Source organism: Spirosoma endbachense (assembly GCF_010233585.1).
Classification (GTDB): domain Bacteria; phylum Bacteroidota; class Bacteroidia; order Cytophagales; family Spirosomataceae; genus Spirosoma; species Spirosoma endbachense.
Window position 1 is genome coordinate 2,442,155 of sequence record NZ_CP045997.1, and the last position, 18,658, is coordinate 2,460,812.

Genomic DNA, 18,658 nt, shown 5'->3' on the forward strand with positions numbered 1-18,658 from the left:
AGGATCAGAATGTAGCCGACAATCCCAGTGTGAAGCTTTTCAGAATCGGGTAGTTATTGCCGTTGCCGCTGCTATTGCTATTCGGATCACTGTTTGATGGCGGGTTCAGCACAGCATCGGATCGGCCAATATTCTCGATATCCAGGTCCTTTGTAATCTTGTAGAGCGGAGACCAGGTCAGGAGATTTTCGCCCGAAACAAAGATCCGGGCGCTATTCATACCCACTTTCCGGATCAGCAAACGGGGCAGGTTGTAGCCAATCTGAATGTTCTTCATCCGCAGGTATGCAGCATTCTGAAGGTATTTCGTTTGCTGCTGATACAATTCACCAGCGCTGTTCTGAGCTACATAGCCACGATAACGGGGCAGATAGGCATTCGGGTTATCTGCCGACCAGATGTTGCCCAGTTGCCACTCCGGCAGTTTGTTGTAAGGACGGTTATACTGCCCCCAGAAAATACCCGCTTCAGAGCCCGGCCACCAATCCTGCTTGCCTACACCCTGAAAGAAAGCCGAGATGAAAAAGTTATTCCAGTCGGCACCCAGCATAACGCCATACGTATAGCGCGGAGTCGAATTACCGATAATCCGCCGGTCGCCGGGGCTGTCTACTGTATTGTCGCCATTGTTAATGACGCCATCGCCATTTAGATCACGGAATTTAATATCGCCCGGTAACCACTGCCCCGTGTTTGAGGCTTTAAACAGCGTTTGTTTAGGTGAATTTTTAACATCTTCTTCGGATGTGTAAAAACCTGCCGTTTCGTATCCCCAGATCTCGCCCACTTTCTGGCCAGCGTAATAATCCGTCAATCGCCTGTTTGGATTATTGAACTGGTCGATGGTAGCCTGATAATCAGACATGGTTAGTCGAACTTCATAGTTAAACGGCTTACTGGCAACCGAGAGTTTATCACGCCAGGTCAGCACGGCTTCCCACCCTTTGGTGGTCAGGTCAGCATAGTTACCCTTCGGCACGTCGGTTCCAAATACAGCAGGCAGCGTCATACCCACGGTGAACATGCCGGTCGTTTTCCGAATGTAGGCATCTCCCGTGAAGGTCAGTCGGTTATTCAGCATCCCGAGGTCGATCCCTAAATCAGAGGTCGTCGATGTTTCCCAGGTAAGTCCGTTTGGAATTACGCTAGGCTGCTTTGTATACTGCGGCTTAACGCCATTCAGCACGGCGCTCGATTGAGCAATCGAAAATTGTTCCTGGAAAGCATAGGAGCCAATACTCCCATTCCCTAGAGAACCATAGGAAGCTCTAATTTTGAGGTCGGTAAAAATCTTCGGCGAAACTTTCCAGAACGGCTCATTCGATACGCGCCAACCGGCCGAAACCGATGGGAAGAACGCATATCGTTCGCTGGATGGGAATTTGGATGAACCATCGTACCGGCCATTCAACTCAAGCAGATAACGATCCTTGAATCCGTAGTTTAATCGATAGAAGCCGCCCAGAATAGCCCATGTTTCCATACCGCCACCCGTCGTGATCGACTGGCCCAGCGCCAGGTTGATGTCCTGAGCGTTCTCGTAAATAAGCCCATTTCGTACAACTTCCAGCCGTCGGTAATTGGAGTTCTCGTAGTTATAACCGGCCAGTACCTTTACGTAATGGTTCGGACTGAATCGGGGTTCATATTCAGCATAGAGGTTGGTGGCCGTATAGAGCGTTTGCCGGTAAAGGTTCTGGAGGTCGTTGTAATTCGTGCCAACATATTCGATAACGCCCGGTTTGCGGCTATAGGGAACCGGCACACGTGTCCGGTATTCGTTGTTGTCGGTCGTCTGGAACGTAAAATTCCCTTTCACCCGAAATTTGTCATCGAAGAACTGAGTAGCAAAATCAGCCGTGTTCCGAAACACACGACGGTCCATGTTGATCCCATTTTTGCCATACCAGAAATCGCCAACGGTGTAAGCCGCTGAATACGTAAGCGTTCCATCGGGGTTAAACATCGGGGCAACCATATGACCTTCATCGGCAATGTTACGCCAGATACCACCGCCTTCACCGACGTTCAGCGGGTTATGGTACTTCATGGACGAGAAATCGGCATTATTCGAAATCTTGAGCCACGGATAGAGCTGGATCGACCCTTTGGCCCGCAGGCTCAGAATCTTGTAATCGTCGGAATTGTAGCGAAACAGGCCATCCTGCGAGTAATAGCGACCCGTTACATAAAAGTCGGCTTTCCCGCTACTTCCCGAAAACGACAGATTGTGTTCAGTAGCGCTGGTCGTATTTTTATACAGTTCGCCATACCAATCCGTATTCTCGTAATAAACGTACTCGCCAGAAGTCGGATCGACAACGGTTTTTGGCAAGCCTGAATCGTTATTCCGGCGTTCAAGTTCTGTCAGATAGGCGGGCGAGAACCGAACCGTTTTGTTGATGTTCTGGGGTGTCTGCGAATAATCGTTCCAGGCCGTCCAGCCTTCGTTGAACATCTTGGCAAACTGATAGCCATTCGTTACAAACTTCGGAACGGTGGTTGGGCTTTTGATGGAGTGATTAACCGAATACGTTATGCTGGTCCGGTCTTTTGTCGGATTCTTTGTGGTGATCAGCACCACACCAAATGCTCCCCTGGCCCCGTAAATAGCTGCCGAAGCCGCATCTTTCAGGACCGAAACCGTTGCGACATCATTAGGATTAAGTCGGCTGGGATCGCCTTCTACGCCATCGATCAATACGAGCGCATTCCCACCTTGCCCTATGGACGTAGTTCCTCTAATGTTATAGGAAGGCGACTGAGTTGGCTTACCATCACCCATCGTTAAGTTCAGGTTCGGAATTGTACCCTGCAAACCCTGGGAGAGGTTAGGAAGCGATCGGTTTTCGAGTACCTCGCTAGTCACCTGATCAACAGCGCCGGTCAGATTAATTTTCTTCTGCGTACCATAACCAACCACGACAACCTCTTCCAGTGATTTGGTATCGGTTTTCAGGGTAACGCTTAAGACCGTTTGATTCCCAACCACAACTTCCTGCGGCAGATAACCGACAAAGGAAAAAACCAATGTAGCCGCCCCGTCGGGAACGGTGATACGGTATTGCCCTTTCGTGTCGCTGTTGGTTCCGCGTTGCTGGCCTTTTACGACAATGCTCACTCCTGGCAGGGGATCGCCTTTCTCGTCGGAAACTGTGCCCGTCACTACCTGATCAGCAAGGGTAGTTGGTAAATGCCGCATTACGGACAGTTTGCCCGTCAGCATAATGTCATTTGCATACGCGTTGCTGGCGACAGATAATCCCCAGAAAAGTAGTGATGCTGCAAACTGCACACGAGGTATTCTACTGGTCTGTAGCACAACCCGTCTTAGAGGTACATCTCTCTTCATAATTGTGAGTTGTTAGAAAATGAAAGAAGTATTAATTGTCCTGAGAAGCCCGAACGGTATAAGCCTCGACCTGTCAGAGACAGCCATTATAATCTCTTTAGTGGCGCAAAATTAGGGGCACCTATGTTACTACAGAGTTAAATGTACCTACATAACATTAAAACAAACTTATTCTACTTAGTTGATTTTCCTTATAAGGGAAATTATTTTCAGCCAATACTATCTTCGTATAGTATAATATATTGATTAAAAGCAAGGTAGATAACCAATCGAATAAACCAAAAATGCCCCCAAGCTTATCAGGAGCTTGGGGGCATTTTTGATATGGGTATAAGGGCTTTTTACTTCTTTGTCTGATGAGCGTGGCTCACCTCACGGACCATCGTCATCAACCGTTTCCAGCACCGGCTGATCGTCTTTTTGTCGTGCGTTTTCTGCTCTTTAGGGTTCGTAGTAGCGGTAGTTGTCGGCGTCGTTTCCGTTTTAGTCGGAGCCTTGCGTATCAAAACAGGTGCCTTGGTCATTTTTTCTGACTCAGCCTTATCGCGAAAAGGTGCTGTTTCGGTAGTAGCCTTCGCGCTCGCTATCAGTCCTCCCTGCGAGGGAGCCGAACCAGCAAAAGACGTTACTAATGGGCTCGTAACTAACACTGTAATGGCTACACAGCCGGTTACTTTTCTGATTAAATTAGTTCTCATGAGGTTGTTTAGTAAAAGTTACTCCGGTGTCGTATCAGCAACCTATGCACGCATGACGCACTGTTACAAATATAACAACTAGATTAGTACAATCACCCCATATTTTTGGATTTAAATAGTATTAAATAAACTCGCTATGTTTTCATCCTATCAACTATAATGCCAAATATTATATTGTTCCTAAAAGGTTAGAAAGAACAGATTTTTCGGTACGCTGAATGTGAAGTACGTTTTCAACTACATTTTGTGTCAAAGGGACAGACAAACGCAGGATACTTAGCACTAAAAATGTAATTCGTTGTAGAGCCGATACGTCTCTACAGCAATCAATGCCCGAAGGAAACTGTTATCTTTGTGCTATCGTTTGTAATAGACTATGTTCGAGAATCTTCAGGATAAACTTAATAAGGCTATCAAGACCCTGAAAGGGCAGGGCCGCATCACCGAAATTAACGTTGCCGCAACCATTAAAGAAGTGCGTAGGGCGCTTACCGACGCAGACGTAAACTATAAGGTTGCGAAAGACATTACAGACCGTATCCGCGACAAAGCGATCGACCGCAAAGTGCTGATATCGGTCGAGCCGGGCCAACTGTTCGTCAAGATCGTTCAGGAAGAGCTGACTGAACTGATGGGTGGCGAAGCGCAGGGCATCAATGTCAAAGGTGATCCGGCGGTCATACTCATTGCGGGCTTACAAGGCTCTGGTAAAACAACCTTTTCCGGCAAACTGGCGTCGTACCTGAAAAGACAGGGGCGAACTGTGCTCCTGGTTGCGGCCGACATTTATCGCCCGGCGGCTATCGATCAGCTGAAAGTGCTTGGCGAGCAGGTCGGCGTTGAGGTCTATTCAGAGCCAGAAAATAAAAACGCCGTTCAGATTGCCCAAAATGCGATTACCCAGGCTCGTAAGACTGGCAAAAAAATCGTGATCGTCGATACGGCCGGGCGTCTGGCTGTGGATGAGGTCATGATGAAGGAAATTGAGGCCGTTAAACGGGCCATCACTCCTACTGAAACCTTATTCGTTGTCGATTCGATGACGGGTCAGGATGCGGTCAACACGGCCAAAACCTTCAACGAACGGCTTGACTTCGACGGTGTCGTGCTTACCAAACTCGACGGTGACGCCCGGGGCGGAGCAGCGCTTTCGATCAAAACGGTTGTTAATAAGCCGATTAAATTTATTAGCACGGGCGAGAAAATGGAAGCCCTCGACGTGTTTTACCCTGACCGGATGGCAAGCCGGATTCTGGGTATGGGCGACGTGATATCGCTGGTGGAGCGTGCACAACAGGCATTTGACGAAGAAGAATCGAAACGCATCAACGCCAAGATGCGAAAAAATCAGTTCGATTTCGACGATTTCCTGAGCCAGCTACAGCAGATCAAAAAGATGGGTAACGTCAAAGATCTGCTCGGTATGATTCCGGGAATGGGTAAAATGATCAAGGATCTGGACATTGATAACGATTCATTCAAACCCATTGAGGCCATCATTAGCTCCATGACGCCCAAAGAACGCCAACGGCCCGACATTATTGATGGAAGCCGGAAGAAGCGCATTGCGGCAGGCAGCGGCACGAATATTCAGCAGGTGAACAATCTACTGAAGCAGTTCGATGAAATGCGCAAGATGATGAAGAAAATGAATACCATGCAGGCATCGGGCAAGCTCAATAAAATGATGCGATAGATTTAATGAGTGAAAGGGTGAATGAGTGAAAGATTATCCTACTAGTCTTTCACTCATTCGCTCTTTCACTCATTAATTTAAACCAGAACTGCCCCTCCGTCAACTACCAGTACCTGCCCGGTACTCCATTCCTGCTTCATCAGGTAAAGGTAGGTTTGAGCAATATCGGTTGCTTCACCAATTCGACCTACCGGCAGCGATTGGCCAATTTGATCATACATCGTGGCACGATCGGTTTCCGACATATTCTTCCAGAGATCTGTTTTGACGACGCCAGGGCATACGGCGTTTACCCGAATCGGGGCGAGTTCCATAGCCATCGCCCGCGTAAATGCGTCCATAGCACCGCAGATACTGGCACCTAACGACCACCCTTTTTGTGGCCTTAAGCTTACTATACCCGTTGTAAAAACCATAGACCCGCCTGGCAGAATGTGCGGAGCCGCATATTTAGCCGCCATGAAAGCGCCCCAATAGCGCAGATTGAAATACTGTTGGGCACTATCGAGGCTCGTCGATGCCAGATCGCCAAGCTGAAGGGATTCACCGGCTGTAAAGACCAGGTGATCAAACGAACCGACCGAGTCGAAGAATCCGCGCACCTGGTCCTCATTGGTTAAATCAACGGCATACCCTTCGGTGCCTTCCGGAAGTTCGGCAACAGCCTGATCGACCCGCTGTCTGTTACTAGAGACAACAATAATTAAAGCGTCTTCTTGGGCGGCCGCCTGAGCTGTTGCAAACCCGATTCCTGATGACCCTCCCAGCAAAAGTATGCGTTTACCAGCCAGGCCTGACCGGCTGCTCATTACGGTATTTTCCTTCGTATTCATTATTAATGCAGTTAAACGAAGGCAAAATTCGGAAGTGCAAAACGGGAACCACTTAACAAATGGTAAAAAGCCCTAGCGGCTATTTTTACGAATTCGACTCAGCGATTGCTGCGTAATGCCCAGATAGGAGGCAATGTCCTGTAGCGAAACCCGCATGGCAATTTCGGGTTGCCGGAGCAAAAACTGTTGATAGCGCGCCGTAGCATCCTGACCCAGGTAGGCATTACGGGTCTGAATTTTCGTCAAAAGAGTCTGCTGAGTGAGATAACTGATTAGTTCTTTCAGATAAGGTATCTTCTCGTATAAGGCCAGCAGACTGCTTTTAGGGATGGCTATCACTTCTGCATCACAGGCAGCCTGGATACTCTCTTTGGCAGGTGTATCGTTCGTGAAACTTTCCAGAATGGTAACCAGTTGATTCTCTTTCAGAAAGAAGTGGGTCACCTCTTTTCCCTGTTCGTTCTGAGCTACAATCCGCACAATGCCCTGGCAAATGAAATACAGCCTATAACTAACGGAACCCTCTTTAAGCAGGTACTCATTTTCGGACAGGGCATGATAAGTCAGGGCCGATTCGATCAGCTTACGATCATCCTGCGGGATGCTTTTGAAAAGGCTCAGATATCGAAAAAAAGGCTCAAACATGGCGTAAAAATAACACCTGACATGATCCTACCCTAACGCAGGATGTGTTCGGGAAGCCCCACACATCGAAGCCAATCAGTCGTTTTACAGACGGTTACCTTTGTTTCTAAACAGAAAGTTGTTGTTTTGCGGCCATGAAACACGTATTGACCGCGCTTTTGCTTAGCGTTACTGCTGCTGCTTTTGGTCAGGCTTCTGTAGCCTACTACCCCTTTAATTCCATTGTGTCGGTGAGTACCAACGCCGACCGCCCTTTCTGGCTCGATGCCCGGTTTCAGACCAACACGGCATTTGAGTCGCTGAGCACTACGCTCTGCCCGATGGTAAACGTTGCCCGACGCGAGCAGGTGAATTACTATGTGGGATTCGGCATTCGGGCCAACTTCCTGAACGGGCTCGATAGTCGCGACGTTCTGGAAGGCTATTCATTACACTTTGGCGTTCGGGCCAAAATTCCGTTTGTCCCGAATCTACGGGCTGCTTTTGAGCTTGCTCCTTATTCGCGCAAAGACTTCAAATATGGTATTATGCAAACCTATCTGGGGCTGGCTTACCAGTTTGCTAAAAAACAGAAACAGTAGGCAGTTAGCAGTCTACAGTAAACCCTGTAGCTGAAAACTGCCTACTGCAGACTGCTAACCCTCTTTTATTTTTTCTCCGGCGCGTTGTAGGTAAACATGCCGTGTTCGAGCTTATCGGCTCTGTCGAAAAGTTTCAGCGCTTTCTGGTAGGTATCGTCCGATTCGCCGATAACGCGGAAGAACTCATTGTTTTGCCCGCCCTTGTTGTTTTTCTGATAGATTGTGCGGGCAACGAGTGCTTTAATCTGCGTCCGAATATAGTTTTTCGAGCGATTATATTCTTTCTCGTTAAACTTCACCCCTTCGTCTGTTGCATCTTTAATGAGTTTGTTCATCTGCTCATCATTGATCATAACAGTCCGATCGAACTCCGTAAATGGCAGCTTTTCTAACTTCTTCCGGTTCTCATTCGTGTACTCCATTGCGAACTCACGGATGATGTTTTTGCTATACAACTGCACCAGATAGCTTGTCTGCCAGGTTGAATCCCGCGGAATGAAATAATCGGGCGTAATGCCGCCACCCCCATAAACAACCCGTCCGCCATCGGTTTTGAACTTCAGTTTTGGGTCGTTCTTGATTGAGTCGGCAATGTAGTATTCGCCCCGCTTTGACCGCTGTTCGAGATCTTTCTCGTAGTCACCTTCGTGACCCGGCACGTAGGGCTTCTGGATGCTACGGCCACTGGGTGTGTAATAGCGCGAGATCGTTAACCGCAGTTCGGAGCCATCAGACAATGTAACGGGCATCTGAACCAATCCTTTACCGAACGACCGTCGACCGGCAATCAGCGCCCGGTCATGATCCTGCAAGGCCCCCGCCACAATTTCAGACGCCGATGCGCTGCCTTCGTCAACCAGCACAATCATGGGTCCTTCTTCAAACTGTCCGGCAATCCGGGCAAATGTCTGGCGGTCGTAACGATTGTCTTTCCCATCCGTATAGACCAGCAATTTGTTACCCGCAATAAACTCATCAGCAATGCTGGTTGCACGGTCCATATAACCGCCCGGATTATTACGAAGATCCATCAGCAATTGTGACATTCCCTGAGCCTTCAGCGCTGTTAATGCTGTTTTGAACTCATCGTATGTTGTTTCGGAAAACCGATTGACCTTAATGTAGCCGGTTTTATTGTCGATCATATAGGCGGCATCGACCGAGTACGTTGGAATCCGATCGCGGGTAATGGTAAAGACCTTAGGCTCTTTATCATTTTTGCGCAGAATGGTTAATTTGACATCGGTGCCTCGTTTTCCACGCAATGCTTTAAATACGGCACTGTTTTCGATCTTCTTCCCGGCCAGTGGCGTATCATCCACTTTAATGATCTTATCGCCACTCAGAATTCCGGCCGTTTCTGATGGTCCACCGGCCAGCGGGGTTACAACATAGACCGTGTCCTTGAAAATATTGAACTCGACCCCTATGCCATCGAAACCGCCTTCCAGTTGCGACCGGGCCGCAACCGCGTCTTGCGGGTTCATGTAGGCCGTGTGCGGATCGAGCTTTTCGAGCATCTTCTCAATGGAGAAATCGACCAGTTCATCGGTATTAACCGTATCGACATAGTTGTTCTCGATCAGTTGAAGAATTTCCCGGTATTTGGTATAGCCTCGCCCAATGGTATTCAGACTCTTCGAACCACCAAAAAACGTGGCTCCGATGAGCATTCCCCCAGCCAGGGTAATACCCAACAGCATGGGTAGACGGACCGTTGCCTTACTATTTTGAATCTCTGAACGGGTCGGCTTTTGCCCCGCCGTATCTTTATTGAAGCTCTCTCCTGACTCCATTCGTTCGTCCCCTTCTTAACACATAGTATATACCCCTAAACGTATTCAATATAGCGAAATGTTTGCCAGATGCGCTTATATGGTATAAAAAAATACCCAACGTTAAAAAACTGTTGATTTCTGTACGAATTAACGAACAAAACAGGCGCAATCGACCAATTCACAGCTGCTTAAAAACCATCTACGGAATGGGTTTAATGATGATGCATTGGCGGACTGCCCTGTTCTGGCAAGCCCTGTTTAAAGCAAACTTTCACTAACGATGCGCCATTGGGTTAACAACAGTAGCACAAAGAATCTATGATTTTAACGCATCAAGGCTGACGATTAAAAGCCTGTATCCTTTGCACTACTATAGTTTGTTTCACATTGCCAGTTATGTAAACGACTAAGCTGTTTCCTTCTTCAGTCGATCGCGTAACTGAAACAGCTCGTCGCGTAGGCGGGCAGCCTCCAGGAAGTCTAGATCTTTGGCGGCACGCTCCATTTTGGACTGGGTTTCGTTAATGACTTTTTCCAGATCGCCTTTGCCCATGTAACGCACCACAGGGTCGGCTGCAATCCGGATTTCTTCGGGTTCCACATAGAAATGCTTGACCTTCGAGTCGGCAACTTTGGTCTGTCCCATAATAGACTCACGGGATTTAAGCACTGTTGTTGGCGTAATATTATTGTCGGTATTATACTCCATCTGAATAGCCCGGCGTCGATCGGTTTCCTCGATGGCCTTTTGCATGGACCCCGTAATCCGATCGGCATACATAATTACCTTACCGTTGGAGTTCCGGGCCGCACGACCGATGGTCTGGATCAGCGATCGTATATCGCGCAGGAAGCCTTCCTTGTCAGCATCCATGATGGCCACCAACGACACTTCCGGTAAATCAAGTCCTTCCCGCAAGAGGTTGACCCCCACCAGTACATCAAAGTTTCCGAGTCGCAGATCACGCAGAATTTCAACCCGATCGAGGGTTTTCACTTCGGAGTGAATGTAGCGCGTTTTAATGCCGACCCGGTCGAGGTATTTGGTCAGTTCCTCAGCCATACGCTTGGTTAAGGTTGTTACCAATACCCGCTCCTTGTTTTTGATACGGCCATCGATGGATTCGAGCAAATCGTCGATCTGGTTCAGGCTCGGTCGTACTTCAATTTCGGGATCAAGCAGACCGGTTGGCCGAATAAGCTGCTCAACAACAACACCTTCGCTCTTACGCAGTTCGTAATCGGATGGAGTAGCTGATACATAAATCGTCTGCCCCGTCAGATCTTCAAACTCCTGAAAGGTGAGCGGTCGGTTATCCATAGCCGAGGGCAACCGGAATCCGTAGTCGACAAGGGCCGTTTTACGGGAGCGGTCACCACCCCACATAGCCCGAATCTGCGGAATTGTAACGTGACTTTCATCGACAACCATCAGAAAGTCGTCCGGAAAGTAATCAAGCAGGCAGAACGGTCGTTGCCCTGGCTGGCGACGATCGAAATAACGGGAATAGTTTTCGATACCCGAGCAATAGCCCAGTTCGCGCATCATTTCCAGATCGAACTCCGTACGCTCGCGAATACGAGTCGCTTCCTGTTCCCGAAACTCCGACTCAAAGTAGCGGATTTGCGCTACCAGATCATCCTGAATTTCGTACATAGCGTTATTGAGCGTATCCCGACCCGTTACAAAGAGGTTAGCTGGAAAGATAGTGACCAGCCGTTCTTCCGAGATTTTCTTGCCCGTCGAAGGGTCTATTCGCTGTATGGTTTCGATCTCATCACCGAAGAAAATAACCCGATACGCAAAGTCGGCATAAGCAACGTAGAGGTCAACGGTATCGCCTTTGACGCGAAAGTTTCCCCGTTGAAAATCACCTTCGGTTCGGCTGTACAGAATCCCAACCAGTTGATGCAGAAACTGGTTACGGCTCATCTGCTCGCCAACGCCAATGCGCACAACGTTCCGCTTAAACTCTTCGGGATTGCCCATACCATAAATGCACGATACCGATGCGACGACAATCACGTCGCGCCGACCGCTCATCAGCGCCGACGTAGCTGACAGCCGTAGCTTATCGATCTCTTCATTAATAGCAAGATCTTTCTCGATGTAGGTGTTGGTTGTGGCAATAAACGCTTCCGGCTGGTAGTAGTCGTAATAGCTGATAAAATACTCGACGGCATTGTCGGGAAAAAACTGCTTGAACTCGCCGTATAGCTGTGCTGCCAGCGTTTTATTATGACTCAGCACCAATGTTGGCCGGTCGGTTTGGGCGATGAGGTTAGCGACAGTGAAAGTCTTTCCACTTCCGGTTACACCGAGTAATACCTGCGATGGTTCCCCTTCATTTATACCTTTGACCAGTTGTTCGATTGCCTTCGGCTGATCGCCGGTAGGCTGAAATTCTGAGGTTAATTTAAAGCTCATTAGCGTTGATAGTAATCTGGCTAATTTACGAAGATTTGGACGGGATTGCAAGGAGGAATTAAACATCATTCTCTTCTCACGTTGCGGCTCAATCCAACTTGCTTTTCGTTGCGTGATTGCATTTTTACAGACCCATCCTAGACAATACTATCGATACAAGGAACTTGTTCAATCTATGAATACCATGTCTTCTCCAAACCCATTTGCTCCTCAAACGATACACCTCCCCGAGCATGAACGCATTGTCGTTCGTTTACTGGAAGCGGCCGATGCCCCGAAGCTTATTGCGTATTTCAACAGCTTATCTGCTTCGACTAAAGGCTACTTTGCTCCTCACCCTTTCGATTCAGCAACCGTCAATACCATCTGCGCTACGTTGAATCCGAACGAATGCGTCCGGCTAATTGCCACCTCAACCGCCAACCAAGCCATTATCGCCTATGTACTCTTGCAGGCGGGAACTATATCTTCAGATACAGACCGATACAATAGTTTAGGTATTGACATAAACCCTGCGACAGACTGTTCGCTGGCCCCTTCAATCGCCGATGCCTATCAGAGTCAGGGGTTGGGTGGACACCTTATAGAGAAAATTATCGCTATTACACGAACGATGGAGAAAAAACGAATTATACTTTGGGGCGGAGTTCAGGCAGGAAATGGTCGTGCTGTTCGATACTATCGGAAATATGGCTTCGTTGAGATGGCGACCTTTGAACACAATGGTCCAAATTACGACATGTGCCTTACACTGGAATAGCCCATGTTCTTTGTCTGGTTAACCGCTAGTGACCACCGGATGATACATCGACAAGCTTATCAGCTACACCAGCCCTGGCCTGCATCTGGCGGAAGATGGTCAACAATACCAATAACAATCCGATGGGAACGAGCGAGAAATAGAAAGCCGTCTGTCCGCCATAAGCCTCAAATACATGGCCCGTTATGATGGACCCGGTTGTTCCGCCAAGTGCCGAGAAAATGACGATCAGACCGGCCATAGGACCATGCTGGCGCAAAGGCAGGCTGCTTAGAATAGCCGAGTTTATAGCCGGATAAATAGGAGCAATGAGTAAACCGATCATTGGAAAGATGAACGCAGCCAGGGGTGCTTCGCCCCAGCCCATCACCACCTTGTCGCCAACTGAACTCGCCAGCGGCAAAGCCAGCAACACCAAACCCGCAGCCACAACCAGGCAACCAATCAACAGCCAATACCACGACAGTCGACGCAGCAGTAATCCCGCCAGAAACCGCCCGGCCGCCGTCGATGCCGCCAGAATGCTCGCCATCTGGATGCTGAGTGAAGTAGGGAGGTTCAGAATTTTGCTGTTAAAAGTGGGTAGCCAGCTCATGATTCCCTGCTCCATCAGCACGTAAATGAAGGCAGTCATGACAAACACCAGCACGACCGGTGTGATGGCGAGTTTAAACATGTCGCCCAGGTCGTCGGCCAGCGATTTAGTAGCCTCATGACGAACACTCGATTCGTCAACCGGAGTGCTGAGCAACAACAAAAAAGCAATCAGCGAGATAACCGCAAGCATGTAATAAACCGTTAGCCAGGCAGTTGATTGCGGGTTTGTATCGTCGACGAACGCGCTGAACATAAAGTATCCCGACAAAACGCCAATCATAAAGAACGATTCAAGGAAATTCATGAAACTGGCGTGTTCATTCGAATCCTTTGTAATGAGGCCAATTGTGGCAAAGATCGACACTTTAATGAGGGCGAAACTGGCTCCTGTAGCGGCAAAAAGCAGTTTGGTTGTCCAGAAACCAGGCACTTGTGGCATCAGCAGGCACGCGAGTGTCACCACTCCCAACGCGATCAGCATAGCCCGTTTGTAGCCAATGCGGGTGCTGTATGAAGCAATGATAAAGGAGACAAAAGCAATCGTAAGATCCTTGAAGGCTTCGAGCACGCTAGCCGAGGAAGCCGATACACCATAATTGTTCTGTACTTGCAGGATAACGGTTCCAACGCTGTTTAGCAGGATTGCAAAAACAAAATAGTTAAGCAGCAGGGACAATTTGATGCGCCAATAGTTCATAAGAAACGGTGGTTGCCAGTTCAGAAAGGATAAACTTACGGATTTTCTTTTCTTGTCACAGTTATACTATTTCTTTTGTTCAGAACAGTTGCTTAAAGCCGTAGTACGGTTATGAGCAACTGTTCTGGATTGTGACAAACCACCGTTACTTACTTGTTTCACCGAAAATCGTGTTCCTACTTTGGCAAATCAACCGCATCTCCTGTCGCCCGATCAGCTTTTCGGTGATTTATTCCGCGACGTACAGCTAAGTCATATTTTTGCTGACTCCAAAACATTCGTCGATTGTATTCCCAAATTCCCTCCTGCGTCGCTCATTGCGTTATATCATATCGAAAAAACGAAGACCTATTTCGATCTGGAAACGTTTGTGCGAACGAATTTTGTCGTACCAGAAAAAATAGCCAGTGATTACGTCAGTGATACGACTATCCCGACGGCAGAACACATCAATCGCCTGTGGGATAGGCTCACGCGCCCGACAGATGAAGCTATCGAAGGAAGCTCACGGGTAGCCTTGCCTCATCCCTACGTTGTGCCGGGTGGTCGATTCCGGGAGATTTTCTACTGGGATAGCTACTTCACCATGTTGGGCCTGCAGGAATCAGGAAGGGTCGACCTGATTCGGGATATGATTGATAATTTCGCTTACCTGATCGATACATTTGGCTTTATACCCAATGGAAACCGAACCTATTTTTTAAGCAGGTCGCAGCCACCCTATTTCGCCCTGATGGTGCATTTACTGGCCGAAATTGACGGGAAAGAGGTTCTGGTAAAATATCAACCGCAGTTGCAGCGGGAATATGATTTCTGGATGGCAGGCCAGTGGGAGTTTCCCGGTGATGATACCATCCATCAGCGGCTGGTTAAAATGGGCGACTATACCTATCTAAACCGTTACTGGGATGATACGCCCACTCCGCGCCCTGAAGCATATCGGCAGGAAATTGAACTGACCGAAGAAGCCAATGAGCTAGGAGTCATTCCGGAAGCGCTCTATAATCACATCCGGGCAGCCTGCGAATCGGGTTGGGATTTCAGCAGCCGATGGTTCTCCGACCAGAAAACAATGGCCCTGATCCATACCGCCGACGTGATTCCGGTCGACCTGAATTGCCTGCTGTATTGGCTTGAAGTGATGCTGCACGATTCTGCCCTACAGATGGGCTCCTGGAAACTAGCCTATGACGATTTTGACCCTCGGATTACCGACCGCAAGAAAGCCATCCTGAGCACATTCTGGAATGAAGAAACTGGCTTCTTCCATGATTATGACGCCGTTACCAGTCAACAAACAGCCGCCCTAACACTGGCCGGGGTTTTCCCGCTTTTCTTTAAACTCGCTACTCCTGAGCAGGCCAGCCGAGTTCATGACCGACTCAAAGCCGATTTTCTGCAGGCAGGTGGCTGGGTAACAACGCTCAATCATACCGGTCAGCAATGGGATTGGCCCAATGGCTGGGCTCCCTTGCAATGGATCGTTTATCGCGGCTTACAAAATTATGGTTTTGTAGAGACCGCTCAGGAAGGACGCGATCGATGGCTGGCCCTGAACGATAAAGTATTTAAGGCAACGGGCAAGATGATGGAAAAATACAACGTGGTCGATGCCGCCATAACCACGGGCGGGGGCGAATACCCAAACCAGGATGGCTTTGGCTGGACCAATGGCGTGTATCTAAGGCTTTCAAGAGACGTCAATACGATTTAATTGATCGGTATATTCTAAAAGCGTAAACATGGCATTGAATTTGTAAGCATCAGCCTACAGAAGGCATGTACCAAATTCATTTATAGCCCATTACGCCATGAAAAAGCTCTGCTTGACCGTTTTAGCGGCTGGTATGACCACCGTTTCGTTTTGTCAAAAGACGTTTATCTTATCGCATCAGGATAAAAAAGGATTCTTTGCCATATCCGCCGGAGCAAGCCTGCCTATGGGCCAGTTCGGTAGTTGTTCGCCCGGTGATAATCAGGCGAGTATGGCCGGACATGGTTTAGCTGTAAACATCTCGGCAGGTTACCGCTTTATTGGTCGTGTTGGCTTAATGATAAAAGGAGAACAGCATCGGAATGCATTACAAACCGATGCGCTGCTAGCGACCGTTTACCGCAGCGAAAACGACGTGTGGACGGCTAAAGCCGATAATTGGTCCGTAACAACGGTGATGGGTGGCCCTTATATCAACATTCCATTTGGGCGGTTTTCTGTCGATGCACGGGTACTAGCTGGGCGCGCCCGAGCTGTTCTACCCAGTACGTCGATTGTCGGTAACTTTGGGAACGTTGATATGTCGGTGCAAACCACAGGTTCTGAAAGCATGGCAACTGCCTTTGGTGGTGGCTTAAGCCTCAATTACAGATTAGGCCGGAGTTTCTCGCTGAAACTCAATGGTGATTATACGCAGGCCCTCTTTACATTTGATAACCTGATCTCGAAGGCCAGGAGCACCAATGGTCAGTCAGAAAGTTCGCATTATAGCACCGATCGTACTGTTGGTGTAGTTAGTGCCTCGGCTGGCGTAGTGCTGTTATTTGGCAACAGTCATCGTCCGTTCTGACGACCGTTAGTTGAGACCCACAACGGTTTATCCGTATCTTCTTGCAACCCAGTGAGTGGTGCGGTAGTTTAGCAGCCATAAACGTCTTATGCTATGACACCGCTCCGCAAACATGCCGTTCTTCGGCGCGTTAAAGATATTACCCTTAGTGCCACGCTTAGTCTGGCTTTGCTCAACGGTGCGGCTTTATTGCAAAGCTGCGGCAATAACCGGTCCGACGAGGATGAAACCGAACAAACCGAAACCAGCTTCCGGCGTGGTGTTCGAACATACATTACAGAAACAGCTCCCGGCAATTTTAAAATCACCGACGAAGTTCAGGCCGAGCCCGGTCAGGCCGGAGCCGTTGTGAGCTATTTTGATGGTCACCGCGACACGCTGAGTGTCGAAGCGGCCAAAAAACTGGTCGAAACTGATCAATCGACTCGCACGTATCTGCACAATCCAGGGTCTTATGGGGCCTATCACCACAATGGATTAGCCAACGCTTTACTCTGGGGTAGCCTTGGCTACATGCTTGGTCGTTCTACAGCTCCGCAGTACCGGGCCGATGAACGTCGATATGGGTCAGGTATTTATGCAAATCCTGGCACATACGACCGGTCGCAGCAACTTCGGGAGAACGTCCGCACTTCCCGCGTTGTACGTACCACACGCCCATCGGGTGGACGCAGTGGCTTTTTCGGTGGTCGGAGCCGGAGTTCTTCGTCCTAATCGAGTTGTATTTCTGAACCAGTTACTCAATTCTACCCAACAGGTGGGCTTTTCTTCACAGTATGATTGATGGAGCAAGGCTACTTTTTGCTTATTTTTACGGCTGAACCGAATTAGTCACTATGTCGGCTACCAATCCTTCCGCCGTCTATTTCCCCGGATTTAACGGAGTTCGTTTTCTTGCAGCCTCATCGGTGGTGTTTCACCACATCGAGCAGTTTAAAACGATCTTCGGCTATACCGATACATTTACCAATACCAACGAGCACCCGGTTGTTTATCAGGCGGGTCGATTGGGCGTTGCTTTATTCTTCGTGTTGAGTGGGTTTCTGATCACCTATCTGCTTTTGGCGGAGAAGCAGTCGTCGGGCCGCATTCATATCGGCAATTTCTACGTCCGACGCATTTTGCGGATATGGCCGCTCTACTTCTGGATAATCGGGCTAAGTTTTTTTGTATTTCCGCATATTCCGGCCTTTCATATTCCCGGCGTATCCGACTATGCCTACGATCATTTCTGGCCAAAGCTGGCCTTTTTCGGGATCGTCATGCCCAATATTGCCCTGACACTCTATCACGAAATGCCTTTGTGTTCGCACACGTGGTCAATTGGTGTCGAGGAACAATTTTACCTTATCTGGCCGTGGTTGATTGGCAGTCTTCACCCGCGCCGAACGCTACTGATTCTGGCCAGTATTGCGCTGGTTTTGGCTGGTTCCTTCTTCTGGCTGCGCTACGGCCCCGGCTCAACGGCTCCGGAAGCGGGTACAACGATGCTTATGGTATCCGATTTTCTGGCTCACTTCCGCATCGGTACAATGGCCATTGGTGGCATTGGGGCTTATCTGGTTTTCAAAAAGCATCCTATTCTCAACGTCCTTTATAGCAAACCTGTCCAATGGGTGGTTTATGCCGTATTGGCAACGATGCTCGCAATGGGCGTTCGGATTCCGGGGCTGAATTATGAAGGTTACGCGCTGTTCTTCGCTTTTTTACTGATGAACCTGGCGGCTAATCCGAACTCCGTGATCAATCTGGAAAACCCGTTGTGCAATTTCATGGGCAAGATTTCGTACGGATTATACATGTACCACCCCATTGCGATTGTTCTGTGCCTGTATATTATTCGCCAGTTTCTGCCGTATAGCCTTGGCTTTTCGATTATTCTCTACATAACCAGTTATGCTCTAACAACACTGTTGGCCTGGCTCTCGTATGAATACTTCGAAAAGCAGTTCCTGAAACTGAAAGACCGTTTTGCTCCCGGCGATATGCCGGTTAAGCGTGAGCAGTTGGCGGTTGGCAGTAGATAGCC

14 protein-coding genes are annotated in these 18,658 nt (G+C 48.7%); 7 read left to right on the plus strand and 7 right to left on the minus strand.

Features of this window, described 5'->3' with window-relative positions; all coding sequences use genetic code 11:
- Positions 1-4 precede the first annotated feature (4 nt).
- Positions 5-3,352 carry a SusC/RagA family TonB-linked outer membrane protein gene (locus GJR95_RS09525; protein ID WP_232541137.1) on the minus strand — a complete coding sequence of 1,116 codons (3,348 nt, stop codon included), beginning with the start codon at positions 3,350-3,352 and terminating at the stop codon, positions 5-7.
- A 341-nt stretch (positions 3,353-3,693) separates the two neighbouring features.
- Positions 3,694-4,050 carry a hypothetical protein gene (locus GJR95_RS09530; RefSeq protein WP_162385645.1) on the minus strand — a complete coding sequence of 119 codons (357 nt, stop codon included), beginning with the start codon at positions 4,048-4,050 and terminating at the stop codon, positions 3,694-3,696.
- A 376-nt stretch (positions 4,051-4,426) separates the two neighbouring features.
- On the opposite strand from GJR95_RS09530, the gene ffh reads away from it, so the two are divergent.
- The gene (gene ffh / locus GJR95_RS09535; RefSeq protein ID WP_162385646.1) at positions 4,427-5,746 is read left to right on the plus strand and encodes a signal recognition particle protein; all 1,320 of its coding nucleotides are present in this window, start codon (positions 4,427-4,429) and stop codon (positions 5,744-5,746) included.
- Between the two features lie 77 nt (positions 5,747-5,823).
- On the opposite strand, the gene GJR95_RS09540 is transcribed toward ffh, so the two are convergent.
- The gene (locus tag GJR95_RS09540; RefSeq protein WP_198424824.1) at positions 5,824-6,579 is read right to left on the minus strand and encodes an SDR family oxidoreductase; all 756 of its coding nucleotides are present in this window, start codon (positions 6,577-6,579) and stop codon (positions 5,824-5,826) included.
- A 72-nt stretch (positions 6,580-6,651) separates the two neighbouring features.
- Positions 6,652-7,224 (minus strand): Crp/Fnr family transcriptional regulator, encoded by a 573-nt coding sequence (locus GJR95_RS09545; protein ID WP_162385647.1) that lies wholly within the window; start codon positions 7,222-7,224, stop codon positions 6,652-6,654.
- 134 nt (positions 7,225-7,358) lie between these two features.
- Between GJR95_RS09545 and GJR95_RS09550 the strand changes: the two genes are divergently transcribed.
- The gene (locus tag GJR95_RS09550; protein ID WP_162385648.1) at positions 7,359-7,805 is read left to right on the plus strand and encodes a hypothetical protein; all 447 of its coding nucleotides are present in this window, start codon (positions 7,359-7,361) and stop codon (positions 7,803-7,805) included.
- Positions 7,806-7,870: 65 nt separating this feature from the next.
- On the opposite strand, the gene GJR95_RS09555 is transcribed toward GJR95_RS09550, so the two are convergent.
- Both GJR95_RS09555 and uvrB read right to left on the minus strand, forming a co-directional pair.
- A complete protein-coding gene (locus GJR95_RS09555) occupies positions 7,871-9,601 on the minus strand; it encodes a S41 family peptidase (protein ID WP_162385649.1) in 1,731 nt (576 codons plus the stop codon).
- A 388-nt stretch (positions 9,602-9,989) separates the two neighbouring features.
- Positions 9,990-12,011: an excinuclease ABC subunit UvrB gene (uvrB, locus tag GJR95_RS09560; RefSeq protein WP_162385650.1), complete on the minus strand. Its 2,022-nt coding sequence runs from the start codon at positions 12,009-12,011 to the stop codon at positions 9,990-9,992.
- 184 nt (positions 12,012-12,195) lie between these two features.
- On the opposite strand from uvrB, the gene GJR95_RS09565 reads away from it, so the two are divergent.
- On the plus strand, positions 12,196-12,771 hold the full coding sequence (locus GJR95_RS09565) for a GNAT family N-acetyltransferase (protein WP_162385651.1): 576 nt from the start codon (positions 12,196-12,198) through the stop codon (positions 12,769-12,771).
- A gap of 25 nt (positions 12,772-12,796) precedes the next feature.
- Here GJR95_RS09565 and GJR95_RS09570 read toward each other — a convergent pair whose 3' ends face one another.
- On the minus strand, positions 12,797-14,065 hold the full coding sequence (locus GJR95_RS09570; protein ID WP_162385652.1) for an MFS transporter: 1,269 nt from the start codon (positions 14,063-14,065) through the stop codon (positions 12,797-12,799).
- A 181-nt stretch (positions 14,066-14,246) separates the two neighbouring features.
- Between GJR95_RS09570 and treF the strand changes: the two genes are divergently transcribed.
- The 4 genes from treF to GJR95_RS09590 all read left to right on the plus strand — a co-directional run bounded on the left by treF (position 14,247) and on the right by GJR95_RS09590 (position 18,656).
- Positions 14,247-15,779: an alpha,alpha-trehalase TreF gene (gene treF, locus GJR95_RS09575; protein WP_162385653.1), complete on the plus strand. Its 1,533-nt coding sequence runs from the start codon at positions 14,247-14,249 to the stop codon at positions 15,777-15,779.
- 97 nt (positions 15,780-15,876) lie between these two features.
- Positions 15,877-16,629 carry a hypothetical protein gene (locus GJR95_RS09580; RefSeq protein ID WP_162385654.1) on the plus strand — a complete coding sequence of 251 codons (753 nt, stop codon included), beginning with the start codon at positions 15,877-15,879 and terminating at the stop codon, positions 16,627-16,629.
- Between the two features lie 93 nt (positions 16,630-16,722).
- Positions 16,723-17,343, plus strand: coding sequence for a hypothetical protein (locus GJR95_RS09585; protein WP_162385655.1), 621 nt, complete (start codon positions 16,723-16,725; stop codon positions 17,341-17,343).
- Positions 17,344-17,465: 122 nt separating this feature from the next.
- Complete coding sequence (locus GJR95_RS09590; RefSeq protein ID WP_162385656.1) at positions 17,466-18,656, plus strand: acyltransferase family protein; 1,191 nt, start codon at positions 17,466-17,468, stop codon at positions 18,654-18,656.
- Positions 18,657-18,658: the final 2 nt, after the last annotated feature.

Coding starts and splice junctions, on each gene's coding strand:
- GJR95_RS09525 (WP_232541137.1), bottom strand. CDS start 3,352: ATGAAGAGAGATGTACCTCTAAGACGGGTTGTGCTACAGACCAGTAGA.
- GJR95_RS09530 (WP_162385645.1), bottom strand. CDS start 4,050: ATGAGAACTAATTTAATCAGAAAAGTAACCGGCTGTGTAGCCATTACA.
- ffh (WP_162385646.1), top strand. CDS start 4,427: ATGTTCGAGAATCTTCAGGATAAACTTAATAAGGCTATCAAGACCCTG.
- GJR95_RS09540 (WP_198424824.1), bottom strand. CDS start 6,579: ATGAATACGAAGGAAAATACCGTAATGAGCAGCCGGTCAGGCCTGGCT.
- GJR95_RS09545 (WP_162385647.1), bottom strand. CDS start 7,224: ATGTTTGAGCCTTTTTTTCGATATCTGAGCCTTTTCAAAAGCATCCCG.
- GJR95_RS09550 (WP_162385648.1), top strand. CDS start 7,359: ATGAAACACGTATTGACCGCGCTTTTGCTTAGCGTTACTGCTGCTGCT.
- GJR95_RS09555 (WP_162385649.1), bottom strand. CDS start 9,601: ATGGAGTCAGGAGAGAGCTTCAATAAAGATACGGCGGGGCAAAAGCCG.
- uvrB (WP_162385650.1), bottom strand. CDS start 12,011: ATGAGCTTTAAATTAACCTCAGAATTTCAGCCTACCGGCGATCAGCCG.
- GJR95_RS09565 (WP_162385651.1), top strand. CDS start 12,196: ATGTCTTCTCCAAACCCATTTGCTCCTCAAACGATACACCTCCCCGAG.
- GJR95_RS09570 (WP_162385652.1), bottom strand. CDS start 14,065: ATGAACTATTGGCGCATCAAATTGTCCCTGCTGCTTAACTATTTTGTT.
- GJR95_RS09580 (WP_162385654.1), top strand. CDS start 15,877: ATGAAAAAGCTCTGCTTGACCGTTTTAGCGGCTGGTATGACCACCGTT.
- GJR95_RS09585 (WP_162385655.1), top strand. CDS start 16,723: ATGACACCGCTCCGCAAACATGCCGTTCTTCGGCGCGTTAAAGATATT.
- GJR95_RS09590 (WP_162385656.1), top strand. CDS start 17,466: ATGTCGGCTACCAATCCTTCCGCCGTCTATTTCCCCGGATTTAACGGA.